The following is a 10778-nucleotide window of genomic DNA, read 5'->3' as shown; positions in this document are numbered from 1 at the left end:
TCCATGTGATGAGGAATGGTGCTCCATGCCAACCTGGGGCCGGAGCACCCTCAGCCGTCACGGATGGTGTTCCTCCCACAATCGTGCGGACTGACGACTCAACGCTGCGTTCGGGGATGGTCCGGAGGGATCATTCCGAAGGCTCACTCACCGACTCGATTTCGGCCGGCCGGCTGAGTCGGAATCAGTCCTGCGAGTGCTTCGAAATCGATGGGCTTAAGCAGGTGATGATCAAACGGGTCTGACTCCCGGTCGGGTTGCCAGCCGGAACCGGTCAGGCAAATCAAGCGAGCGGCCGCAGTCTCGGCGATCTCACGAAGCCGAAGGGCAAGGGTCTCGCCATTCATGCCCGGAAGTGCCCGGTCGATGATGAGGATGTCGGGAGGATCGGCGATGGCGTCGCGGAGCGCACGATTGCCGTCGAAGGCCATCCGGACTTCGCAACCCCAAAGTCGAAGGACCATGGCGAGCCCTTCCGCGGCGGCTTCATCGTCATCCACGATCAGAATCGAGGTCGCCGAAGACGATCGGGGAGGGGGTGCAGGGGCATCGACCCAGGCAAGCGGCGGGGGCGTGGCAGGTGTTGCGACCGACGCAACGGGCAACCGAATGGTAAAGGTACTGCCCTGACCCGATCCGGCACTGGCAGCCGAAACATTCCCCCCGTGGCGAGCGATGATCCGGTGGACCATCGCCAGTCCAACCCCTTGGCCTTCTCGAAGTCGCACCCGGTCTGAGTCTCCCCGCCGAAACGGGTTGAAGATACGTCCCAGGTCGGTTGAAGAGATGCCGATTCCGTCATCCCGGATTGTGATGACCACGCTCTCAAGGTCTTTGTGCACCTCCACCCGGATGTTTCCGCCCACCTCGGAATATTTCGAAGCGTTTGCTAGCAAATGAAGGAATGCTTGTTCAACCCAGGTCGGATCGACCGCAAGCAAAATCGGTTCACCCGGCAGACGGACATCGAGTTGCTGCCCTCGGGCGGCCACCAGCGGTCGAACGGCTTCGGTGCTCCAGGTCACAAGCCGGTTGACCGTGATCATCACCGGACGGATGGGAATTGACCGACCGTCGCTCACCTCACCTTCGACGAGGTCTTCAAGGAGGCGGCCCAACCTGCGTGCTTGATGCTCGACGAAAACCAGGGCACCCTGCTGTGATGACGGGTTCAGACGAGCCGCATGCAACGCGCCAAGAATCGCACTCAGCGGGCTCCGAAGTTCGTGGGCAAGCAGAGACATCGCTCGATCGGGCCCCGCAGGAGTGACGCCGCGACGGCGGATGCGTTGAACGGATCGGACTTCTCGAAGCGTGATGAATTGCTCTTTCCGACCGGCCCAGGACACCTGTTCAACCTTCATTCGCAATCGACGACGTGTGGGCGGACCGGCTTCGACCAGCACGCTCTGTCCACTGAGCACCGGGATCCCGAGCAGGTCTCCATCGATTGCAGCTTCTGGATCGTCTCGAAGGAGGAAACGAGCGGCGGCATTGGCATGAACGATCCGTCCCGAATCACTTGCCACGACCAGGATCCCGTGCGGATGATCCTGGATGAGTCGTAACAACTGAGGATCAACGACCTGCGGCATCGCCGGTCGCTCTCCTGGCCTCATCTCGGGCTTGATGTGTTGAGTCGACATCCGGTGTCTGCCTCACCGATGATGCAGCGTTCTCTGTCTTCGAGGGAAGGCCCAAAGCTTCCCGACGACCATGGCGGCCCAGAATCCAACGCCTCGAGGCCACGTGGCTCCTTTGCGAAGCTGCGATCGCTGACCCGCTCTCAACGCTTCTCGAACAGGGAGAACGCCCAACACGACTTCTCACGCAACACTTACCAAAATCAAGAAGCGCAGATAGGATGGGTCGACCACTCCGTAGCGATCCACCGATTGATCATTCATCCGTCACGTTCTAATCCCTCAAACGGCAGAGAGGCAAGGAAAACTTTCAAAAAATCGAGGGCAAGGTCCATCTTGGTCCGTAAGTGGTCCCTGGAACTCAGCCGTCAGATTCCTGCCGCCATTCGATCGAGTTCGTCCTCATCAAGAATCGGGATTCCCAGATGTCGGGCCTTTTCAAGCTTACTGCCGGGATCAGCCCCGGCGATCAGGTACGAGGTATTCTTGGAAACCGAGCCGGTGACTTTTCCACCGGCCCGCTTGACCAGGGCTTCCGCCTCGGCTCGTGATCGCCTCGGAAGCGTGCCGGTGATCACCACCGTCTTGCCGGCAAGAGGGAGCCCCTCGGTTCCCTGAGGTTCCGGGAGCGGTTCGGGAACCACTCCCGCGTCGAGCAGGTCGTCAACGAGTGCCTGATGGGTCGGATCATCGAAAAAGTGTCGAACGCTGGCGGCAACCACGTTCCCGACCTCGGGAACGGCCTCCAGTTCCTCCAGAGAGGCCGACCGAACCGCATGGATCGACCGGAAGCGGAGAGCAAGAATTTCGGCGATCCGGGTCCCGACGTGACGAATCGTCAGGGCCGTCAAGAAGCGGTCGAGGGTTCGGTGTTTGCTCTGTTCGAGGTTCTGGACGAGATTGGCGGCCGATTTTTTCCCCATGCGGTCGAGCCCGGCAAGGGTCTGTTCGTCGAGCCGATAGAGATCACCGAGCGACCGGACGAGTCCTCGATCCACGAGTTGGTCGATGAGTTTCTCCCCCAGACCATCAACATCCATCGCGTCTCGGTGGGCAAACCAGTGAATCCACTCCTTAAGCTGCGCAGGGCATTTCGAGGGGGGATTGGTGCAACGCGCATCAACCTCCCCCGGAGCCCGTTCGATGGGGGCCTGGCAGCTCGGGCAGTGATCAGGAAACGTGTAGGGCTGTTCCGATCCATCCCGAGCATCCACTTCGACACGGACCACCTGCGGAATAATCTCTCCGGCTTTCTGAATCACCACCGTATCGCCGATCCGAACCCCCTTGCGCTCGATCTCGTCCGGATTGTGCAAGCTTGCTCGCTTGACGACCGTGCCGGCCAAGGGGACCGGCTCCAGCTCAGCCACGGGGGTCAGCTTGCCGGTCTTGCCCACCTGAACGGTGATGCCAAGAATCCTCGTAATCGCCTGCTCGGCTTCATATTTATATGCGATGACCCATCGGGGGCTCTTGGAACGAGTCCCAAGTCGGGCACGTTGGGCGAGGTCGTCTACCTTGATCACCAGACCGTCGATCTGGAAATCGAGGTCATGGCGCCGGGTTTCCCAGGCGATCGCGTGTTGAATGACTTCCTCGATCTCCTCGAAGACCGCGTTGTGAGGGCTGACGGGAACACCCCACTGGCGACTCAAAATCAGGATCTCGCTGTATGAGGGCGCATCGATTCCGCGCACGTCTCCCAGCCCATGCGCGACAAACAGGAGCCGACGACGACCGCAAAGCTTTGGATCGAGCAGCTTCAACGAGCCTGCCGTGGCGTTGCGAGGATTGGCAAAGGGCAAGAGCCCCTCGGCCTTTCGACCTTCGTTGAGCCGGGCCAGTTCGGAGTTCGTCATATAGACCTCGCCCCGAACCTCCAGTAATGCAGGAGGATCGTCGAGGAGCGTCAGGGGAACTCCCCGGACGGTTCTCAGGTTGGAGGTGATGTCATCGCCTCGTTCACCGTCACCGCGCGTGGCGCCGAGAACCAGGGTTCCCGATTCGTATCGGAGCGAGACGGCGACCCCATCAACTTTCAGCTCAACGACGTACCGAATCGTCTCACCGTCGGTCAATCCCTTCCGAACCCGGCGGTCCCACTCTCGAATTTCGTCAAGCGTATAGGTATTCTCAATTGAGAGCATCGGCACAGCATGCCGAATGGTCTCAAACGCGGTGATCGGCTCACCACCGACGCGTTGCGTGGGACTGTCGGGGGTGATCAGCTCCGGATGAGCCGCTTCAAGATCTTCAAGTTGCTTGAGCAACCGGTCATATTCCCGATCACTGATGATCGGGGTCGCCTCGACATAGTAGAGACGATTATGTTTCTCGATCTCTCGGCGCAACTCATTCACGGCTTGGACAACTTCGTCGGTCGCCATGCGTGATCGCCCCTCCGGGGAAGCGCCCGTCAGAAGTCCCTGAGGGCGAGAGAGGTGTTCTATTGGCGGCCGCTTCCGAATACGACGGAGGCGGCCTCCCTCATCATGCAATGCCTCAACGCTTCAAAATCGATCAGGCCTCGCTGACCCAGTGCTGACCAGCGAGGTCATAGGCGAGCAGTTCCTGGGGCGTAAACCAGAGGGCGATCTCACGATCGGCCGACTCGGCGCTATCGCTGCCGTGGATCAGGTTGTTCTGCTTGCTCACCGAAAAATCACCACGGATGGTGCCGGGAGCAGCCTCGATGCCACTGGTCTTGCCCATCATCCCCCGAACGACCGACACGGCCTCCGGCCCGGCCAGGACGGCAACGACGACCGGCCCTCCGGTAATGAATTCGATCAGACTGGGAAAGAAGGGCCGTTCCTTGTGCTCGCCGTAGTGCTGCTGGGCCAGTTCCTGACTGACCTGAATCATCTTCAAAGCGGCGATCCGCAGCCCTTTCGCTTCGAATCGCTGGAGAATCTGGCCGACCAGGCGGCGCTGGACGCAGTCGGGCTTGAAGATGACGAGGGTGTGTTGCATGGTGGGGGGACCTTACGCTCTCTTTTGGATTCGATGCCAAGGGCGGGCGAGGTGATGTGGTGCAAGCCGGTCCCAACGACCGGTTCGGCAGTATAGCGAGTGCAAGGCGGACGATTCAACCGTCCGAAACGCTCCGCCAGGGGAGTTCGTCGTAACCGTCGGCTCGAAGCCTCCAGATGCGAACCTCGGGCTCGGAACCTTGCAAGGAGACGATGATTCGGGGGACATCCTCGTAGTAGTTCTCTCGCAGGTCGGTCCCGCTCGGGATGGCCGGCCATTTCGGGTGCGAGTGGTAGATCGCGAGGATCTGAGCCGATCGGCTCCGAAGGTCTCGAACGGCGGCGATCAGATCGGTCGGATCGGCTTCGTATCGGGTTTCACTTTGAGCCGCGTTGCGAAGCGGGTGAAAGGAGGACACCCGAGGAGGCCCTCCTCCGAGCAAGCCACAGGCTTCGAGGGGGGCTTCTTGCACACAATGAGCGACCATCGCTTGCAGGATGGTGCCGGGGATTTCGAGGATCTCCCCGGCCGAGATCGAGGACGATTCGGGGACGCTCATTCGGGGAACAGGGGGGTCGAGAGATACCGCTCGCCGAGGTCCGGTAGAACGACCACGATCATCTTCCCGGTGTTTTCGGGGCGCATGGCGACGCGAAGGGCCCCGGCCGCGGCGGCTCCGCAAGAGATGCCACAGAGCATCCCTTCAAGCCGGGCCAGGCGTCGGGTTGTCTCGAACGACTCTTCGTTCGAAACGCGGATCACCTCGTCGATAATGTTGACGTTGAGGATCTCGGGGATGAACCCCGCGCCGATCCCCTGAATCTTGTGAGGGCCAGGTTTGGTTGGCTCTCCGTTCCGCGTCTGCGTAATGACAGGCGAGTCTTCCGGTTCGACGGCGACGACCTGAAGCTCGGGCTTGCGGCTTTTCAGGACTTCACCGCAGCCGGTGATCGTGCCGCCGGTCCCCACGCCGCAGACCAGGATGTCGACCTGGCCGTCGGTGTCTCGCCAGATCTCTTCGGCCGTGGTCTTACGGTGGATTTCCGGGTTGGCCGGATTGCGGAACTGCTGAGGCATGAAGGCGTTCGGGGTGTTCTTCGTCAACTCCTCTGCGCGACGAACAGCACCGGGCATGCCTTCGGCCGCGGGAGTCAGGACGATCTCGGCCCCGAACGCCTTGATCAGGCGGCGACGCTCGAGGCTCATACTTTCGGGCATCGTCACGACCAGGCGGTATCCACGAGCCGCGCAGGTGAAGGCCAGGCCGATGCCGGTGTTGCCGCTTGTCGGTTCAATGATAACCGTGTCGGGGTTGATCTTCCCCTCGGCCTCGGCCGTGTCGATCATCGCCACACCGATGCGGTCCTTGACCGACCAGAGCGGGTTGAAATTCTCGAGCTTCGCGACGATCTGAGCGTGACAGCCCTCGGTGATCCGTCGCAAGCGAATCAACGGAGTATTGCCGACACACTGCGTAATCTCGTCGTAGATCCGGCCCCGCGCCCTGACCTCGTCGGCGGTCGCCATCGTCTCGTCTCCATCGGGTGTCGGAAAGCTCGGCATCTCGAATCCGAACGAACCGGCGACGAGTGCCTCGCCCCCTCCGCCGGTGAAAGCCCCATCATACGACGACAAATCGGGCCCGGCAACCCGACCAATCTCGACTAGACCACTCATTTTGGTGATCTTTAAAGAGTTGAAGGCTCACTGGACCAAGCGTTGCGGCCCGGCTCACGTCGGTCATGGTGTTCCGATTTCCGACCACTCTTTACAGCCTCCCAGATCCCTCTCAAACTTGACCCATCCGGCATCCTTCGATCCTCTGGGCTTCGTGGTCCTCATGGAGAGCCCCGCATTGCCGCCCTGTCCATCGTGCAGGGCAGCAGTACGGAAACACACTCCTCGATCAACCGCTCGACTGCCGTTGACACACCGCCCCGTCCCTTTTACCATCAATCATCTGCTTGCCACCGTAGCTCAATCGGCAGAGCACCGCTTTCGTAAAGCGGGGGTTAAGAGTTCGACTCTCTTCGGTGGCTCTTTCAAGACAACACTTTGCGACAAGTCCGAGCCGTCGCCCCTTCCCAAGGGCAGCGAAACGGGCAGTGAAAACCATCATGAGACGACCCGAAGGACCGTGGTATCGCGCCGCCAGAAATGCCTGGTACGCGACCATTGATGGGCGGATGTTCCGGCTTGCCGTGGGGAAATCCAACAAGCACGCCGTGTGGATGGAGTTCCACCGGCGGATGGCCGAACGTCGCGCCGCCCCGGACGCCGGGCCACCGGCCCTGGGGACCGTCGCCGCTCGCTATTTCGAGGATCTCGCCGCCCGCTCCAGCCGGGGTGAGGTTGGGCCCCGCACGTTCCGCGACTACGTTGGGCGCGTCTCGGCCTTCATCGAGCAACACGCGTTGACCCCCGGTCGACGCGATTGACGAGGAGACGATCGAGCAGTTCCTCGCCTCACGGACCGAATGGGGCATGAACCGCCGCGTGGACTTTGTCCGCGTCCTGGGGACGATCTACCGCTGGGCACGGCGCCGCCGGCTCATCGATTGTCCGCCCCCGACGGTCCCCCGATTGCCCAGGAAACTCAGGCGGGACAAGATCCCGACGGCCGAGGAGATGGAAGCAATCCTCAGGGCGATCCGCTCCCCGGAGTTTCGCGACCTCGCCCGCTTTGTCGCACTGACCGGCTGTCGTCCTTCAGAGGCCGCCGCGATCGAGGCGCGTCATGTCGAAGGTGACGTCGTGGTCCTCGACGAGTACAAGACACGCCGTCGCACCGGAGACGTCCGGGCGATCGTGCTCAACGAACCCGCGCGGGAGATCGTCGGTCGCCTGGTCACGCTACGGCCGGAGGGGCCGATCTTCCGGAATCGGGCCGGAAGGCCCTGAACCCGGTACTGCTGGCGGTCGTCCTTTAGCAGGGCCCGGGACCGGGCAGGTGCCGACCGCCGCATCTCGCTCTACTCGTTCCGCCACGGGCGGGCGACCGAACTCCTGGTCGCGACCGGTGACCTGGCGGGGGTCGCCGCCCTGCTGGGCTACGACCCCTCGGTCACCGGCCGGACCTACAACGGCGTTGCCGGTCGGCTGACGCATCTCAGGAGGCTCGCGTCGCTCGGCGGAACTCCTCCAGCGGGCCGGGAGCCGGCGGACGAGGTCGGTTCGGTGAGGCCGCGGTGATCGCAGACGCGCTCCTGGGCGACCGACCGGGCTCGAGGTACTCGAGCAGGGCGCGGCCGGGGAAATACACCCGGCCGCCGTTTGGGCCGACGCGGACAGCGGGGATCGCCGTGCCGGCGCGTTTCAGGAGGCTCTTCGCGGAGAGACGCACTCCTCGTCCGGCGAGGAGGGATGAGGCTTCCCGCGCGGTGTAGAACCGCGCAGGGATGATGTCGTCGGTGTTGCCCACGGCATCGGACTCCGGTGGTCAGGGAGGGGATGCGCAGGAACGCGAGGCCCCTCCAGGATTGCCTGATCCGCCGCAGCGTGGTGCGCGGCACCCGGGCGTCGGGAACGGGACGCACGGGAAAGCGACGGGATCGCCATCGCCAGAGGGCTCGGCCGCGGTGATGACCGCAATCCTGAGTTGCGGGAACCACGCGATTCGTTCGCCGCGACTTCGCGGAGTATCGAACCGGGGAATCCGCTCACGTGGTCGGTGAGGCACTCGACGGAGATCGGGGCAGAACCACCGCCGAGGCCGTATGGGAGAGGCCCCTCGAAACCAGAAGCCCTCTCCGAATGATCATGGATGACACGATGCCCCGCCCTGGCTTGTACAGTCTCCCGGTCGTTCGTTGCCACTCGGCACCGAGGAACGATGGAGATTCCACCACCAAACCGATCAGGTCTCCCCAGCTTTCGCCGCCCTTAACCCGGTGTCGATCTCCAATGGTTGACAGTTGGCACCAGCGGCTCCGTCCCAGGATCGTCGCCAGAGTCAACAATTATCATACACCATTTGCATTCATTTGAACAAGTGTGGCCAAGAGATCATCCGTCTCTGATCTCCAGGTCACCAATGGTCAGGATCACCACCCTCGGAGTCTCGCCAAACCGATGCCAAAGGTCCGTGAATCGTGTCATCCCCGAGGCGCGGAGTTCGCTGAACGCCTTTATTGGTCATGATGGTACCGGAACGGGGCGGGGGTGGTCTGTCTCCCTGGATCCCACGAGGCAGGGAGTCCTGTTTGTTGATCGATTGTGTCCGAATGCCAGAACGGCCCCCTCTCGGAGCAGAGGGGCATGGGGATGCGAAATCGATGCAACACTCTATGTCAAGTCCAAAGCCCATTCATCGTTGGACGGTTCTGACCTGAGCAGCACTGATGGCTCTGCGATCCTCTTGAGCGCAACCAGCGGCCCTGCGAACCTCGACTTCCATACTGACCATCGAAGTCGTGCCCCGATTCGGGGTAGGGGGGTGGATCATGCGACAAGGACGATCACGATCTGGCCAAGGCCCATGACCCGAGGTGCAGCCAATGCGGGGCGTTGAACAGTGGCACGAGCGTGCGGAGGCCGGCGGGGAGGTCGAGGTGGCTGGTGCCGGTGGATCGGCGATCGGCGTGCCAGCGCTGGGTATGGGTCCGGGTGAGCCAGCGCATGGAGGGGGAAAGGTCGGCGTCAGTCTGGGGCCAGAGCACGAGGTGGAATTGGTTCGGCATCACGCAGGAGGCAAGTCGCCGCATCACGTTCCGGTCGCCCGCTGCCCTGGCCGGCATACGCTCGCAGGCGGCGGCGGCGGCGAAGATGGTCAGACGGTCGTTGGCTCGATTCAGGGCGTGGTCAATCAAGTCCACCCTCGGCGACGCGAAGCGGATGTCCCAAGCCGATGGCTCCTTGGTCCCCGGTAAGGATCATGGGCCAGGGATTAACGCAGGGGGAGATACGTGACACGATCCCGGAGTTCGTCCGGCTCGCCGCAGGAGACGATCAGTTCGAGGTCGGCCGCGAGGAGGCCGAGGCTCGCTCCCTGCTGGGCGGCGAAGAGAATCCCGGTGAAGGATTGTCCCGTCAGTTGCCATTCGGCGGAGATCCGCAGGAAGTCCTGATCCTGGGTGACGAGGAGACGCCCCAGGGCCGTGGCCCGGGCCAGGAGCACGTCGTCCTCCGCAGTGCTGGTCCCGTCCTCCTGACTGGTCAGGAGATCCACCCCGCGTCGCCGCAAGGTCTGCGTCACGACCATCGGGACATGGACGTCCATATACAGGCTCAGCGGCATGCTCAGGGAGTCCCTGCGTCGCGTCGCCTGAGGAGTTCGGCCCGGCTGAGGGGCTGCGCCTCGACGAGCGGACGAACTCGTTCGGCGGTCTCGCCGAGCTCGCGGAGGATGCGGTCGCGGTGGTCGTAGAAGTAGGTCAGGGCGGCGTAGACCTGCTCGGGGCGGAGGTCCGGGTGCTGGCGGAGGAGTTCCTCCGCGGACCAGCCATGGTGGTAGTGTTCCCCGGCGAGATGGGCGACCGAGTACCGCGTCCCGTCAACCCAGGCATTTCCGTCGGGTTCGATCCGGAGATGCACGTAACCCAGGTGCGTATTCATCGGGACCCTCATCGCCGCCCAGGATGGGTCAAACCAATACTAGAAGAGAGTACAGCGAATAAACCAACGGATCAAGAACGGCTCCTGGCACCTCTTCCCAGATGACTTCGCGCTGGGGGCGTTCGTGTTCATGCCCGAGCACGTCCCCGTCATCGCCTGGCCGAGACGTCCCGAGTGTCACCGATCACTGGGCACGCCCGGCGGGAGACGCTGGCCGTCGACCAGCAAGTCGTCCTCGACGGAGACATGGAGCGACGCGACCAGGAGGTGATGAGGAAGGAGGACCTGTGATCGACGCCGAGGCCAGGTCAGCGGACCCTGCGAATGGACGAGCAAAGGTCACGCCGGCCTCGCTCGCTCGCCACCCAGCAGCCCCAGGGCAAACGCATCTAATTTCCAGCACTTCCGCAGAGGACTTGGATCAGGTATTCGTCGTCCCACGACGCCTTCAGCCGCTTGCCCTTGATGCTCCCCTTCGACGAGGTGTCGCCCTTGAACAGGCACAACGCCAGACGACGGAGCAGGCCGAAGTTCTCCGGGGCGCTCTCCTTCCTGATCCGGCTCCGATCCTCATCGAACGTTACGTCCAGGACCCAGTGCAGCGAGTTC

At 62.5% G+C, this 10778-nt stretch carries 12 protein-coding genes and 1 tRNA gene; 3 read left to right on the top strand and 10 right to left on the bottom strand.

Features of this window, described 5'->3' with window-relative positions:
* Positions 1-143 precede the first annotated feature (143 nt).
* From GA615_RS26960 to cysK, 5 genes are all read right to left on the bottom strand, one after another.
* On the bottom strand, positions 144-1646 hold the full coding sequence (locus tag GA615_RS26960) for a hybrid sensor histidine kinase/response regulator (RefSeq protein ID WP_152054452.1): 1503 nt from the start codon (positions 1644-1646) through the stop codon (positions 144-146).
* A gap of 365 nt (positions 1647-2011) precedes the next feature.
* Positions 2012-4030 carry an NAD-dependent DNA ligase LigA gene (gene ligA / locus GA615_RS26955; protein ID WP_152054451.1) on the bottom strand — a complete coding sequence of 673 codons (2019 nt, stop codon included), beginning with the start codon at positions 4028-4030 and terminating at the stop codon, positions 2012-2014.
* 133 nt (positions 4031-4163) lie between these two features.
* Positions 4164-4616 (bottom strand): nucleoside-diphosphate kinase, encoded by a 453-nt coding sequence (gene ndk / locus GA615_RS26950; RefSeq protein WP_152054450.1) that lies wholly within the window; start codon positions 4614-4616, stop codon positions 4164-4166.
* A 115-nt stretch (positions 4617-4731) separates the two neighbouring features.
* On the bottom strand, positions 4732-5175 hold the full coding sequence (locus GA615_RS26945; protein ID WP_152054449.1) for a Mov34/MPN/PAD-1 family protein: 444 nt from the start codon (positions 5173-5175) through the stop codon (positions 4732-4734).
* Positions 5172-6143, bottom strand: coding sequence for a cysteine synthase A (gene cysK / locus GA615_RS26940; RefSeq protein ID WP_152054448.1), 972 nt, complete (start codon positions 6141-6143; stop codon positions 5172-5174). The genes GA615_RS26945 and cysK overlap by 4 nt, the downstream gene beginning before the upstream one ends.
* A 439-nt stretch (positions 6144-6582) precedes the next feature.
* Here cysK and GA615_RS26935 point away from each other — a divergent pair.
* The 3 genes from GA615_RS26935 (at position 6583) to GA615_RS26925 (ending at position 7517) form a co-directional block, all read left to right on the top strand.
* Positions 6583-6655 (top strand) — tRNA-Thr (locus GA615_RS26935).
* 78 nt (positions 6656-6733) lie between these two features.
* Positions 6734-7054, top strand: a complete 321-nt coding sequence (locus tag GA615_RS26930; protein ID WP_152054447.1) for a hypothetical protein — start codon at positions 6734-6736, stop codon at positions 7052-7054.
* Positions 7055-7100: 46 nt separating this feature from the next.
* Entirely contained in the window at positions 7101-7517 is a 417-nt protein-coding gene (locus tag GA615_RS26925) for a hypothetical protein (RefSeq protein WP_152054446.1), read from the top strand.
* Positions 7518-7725: 208 nt separating this feature from the next.
* Here the strand turns inward: GA615_RS26925 and GA615_RS26915 are convergent, their stop codons facing one another.
* From GA615_RS26915 to GA615_RS27685, 5 genes are all read right to left on the bottom strand, one after another.
* A complete protein-coding gene (locus GA615_RS26915; RefSeq protein ID WP_152054445.1) occupies positions 7726-8037 on the bottom strand; it encodes a hypothetical protein in 312 nt (103 codons plus the stop codon).
* Positions 8038-9073: 1036 nt separating this feature from the next.
* Positions 9074-9424 carry a hypothetical protein gene (locus GA615_RS26910; RefSeq protein WP_152054444.1) on the bottom strand — a complete coding sequence of 117 codons (351 nt, stop codon included), beginning with the start codon at positions 9422-9424 and terminating at the stop codon, positions 9074-9076.
* Between the two features lie 77 nt (positions 9425-9501).
* Positions 9502-9852 carry a DUF5615 family PIN-like protein gene (locus GA615_RS26905; protein ID WP_152054443.1) on the bottom strand — a complete coding sequence of 117 codons (351 nt, stop codon included), beginning with the start codon at positions 9850-9852 and terminating at the stop codon, positions 9502-9504.
* A 2-nt stretch (positions 9853-9854) separates the two neighbouring features.
* Complete coding sequence (locus GA615_RS26900) at positions 9855-10169, bottom strand: DUF433 domain-containing protein (protein ID WP_161602601.1); 315 nt, start codon at positions 10167-10169, stop codon at positions 9855-9857.
* A gap of 389 nt (positions 10170-10558) precedes the next feature.
* Positions 10559-10778, bottom strand: a 220-nt coding sequence (locus GA615_RS27685; RefSeq protein ID WP_161602600.1) for a transposase, incomplete at its 5' end; no start/stop codon positions are given.

The sequence above is a fragment of the Tautonia marina genome (genome assembly GCF_009177065.1).
Classification (GTDB): domain Bacteria; phylum Planctomycetota; class Planctomycetia; order Isosphaerales; family Isosphaeraceae; genus Tautonia; species Tautonia marina.
This window is presented reverse-complemented; position numbering and strand designations above follow the sequence as displayed.

Bases quoted from the DNA above. Each gene is read 5' to 3' on its own strand.
- GA615_RS26960 (WP_152054452.1), bottom strand. From the start codon at position 1,646: ATGTCGACTCAACACATCAAGCCCGAGATGAGGCCAGGAGAGCGACCG.
- ligA (WP_152054451.1), bottom strand. From the start codon at position 4,030: ATGGCGACCGACGAAGTTGTCCAAGCCGTGAATGAGTTGCGCCGAGAG.
- ndk (WP_152054450.1), bottom strand. From the start codon at position 4,616: ATGCAACACACCCTCGTCATCTTCAAGCCCGACTGCGTCCAGCGCCGC.
- GA615_RS26945 (WP_152054449.1), bottom strand. From the start codon at position 5,175: ATGAGCGTCCCCGAATCGTCCTCGATCTCGGCCGGGGAGATCCTCGAA.
- cysK (WP_152054448.1), bottom strand. From the start codon at position 6,143: ATGGCGACCGCCGACGAGGTCAGGGCGCGGGGCCGGATCTACGACGAG.
- GA615_RS26930 (WP_152054447.1), top strand. From the start codon at position 6,734: ATGAGACGACCCGAAGGACCGTGGTATCGCGCCGCCAGAAATGCCTGG.
- GA615_RS26925 (WP_152054446.1), top strand. From the start codon at position 7,101: ATGAACCGCCGCGTGGACTTTGTCCGCGTCCTGGGGACGATCTACCGC.
- GA615_RS26905 (WP_152054443.1), bottom strand. From the start codon at position 9,852: ATGCCGCTGAGCCTGTATATGGACGTCCATGTCCCGATGGTCGTGACG.
- GA615_RS26900 (WP_161602601.1), bottom strand. From the start codon at position 10,169: ATGAATACGCACCTGGGTTACGTGCATCTCCGGATCGAACCCGACGGA.